General features: G+C 66.8%; 1 pseudogene. It reads right to left on the reverse strand.

Annotation, left to right across the window (positions count from 1 at the left end):
• Window positions 1-253, reverse strand: a pseudogene (locus tag KVT45_RS55455) (amino acid transporter); the annotation flags it as partial.

Consider the following 253-nt stretch of genomic DNA (forward strand, 5'->3'; position numbering starts at 1 on the left):
TCTGCGACGAGAAGCGCAGCACCGCGTAGAACAGCGACGAACCGACCGTCGAAACCAGCACGGCGTTGGTCGGCACGCGGTGGATCGGATGCGTGCGCCCCAGCCTTTCCGGCAACGCCGCATAGAAGCTCATCGCCAGCATCGTCCGCGACGGCGACAGCATCGTCGATTGCAGGCAGCCCGCCGAACTGCACAGCACCGCCAGCGACACGAGCATGGTGAAGCGCCCGAACACCGGATGGGCGAGGGCGAG

Source organism: Streptomyces sp. GbtcB6, from assembly GCF_019091475.1.
Classification (GTDB): domain Bacteria; phylum Actinomycetota; class Actinomycetes; order Streptomycetales; family Streptomycetaceae; genus Streptomyces; species Streptomyces hyaluromycini.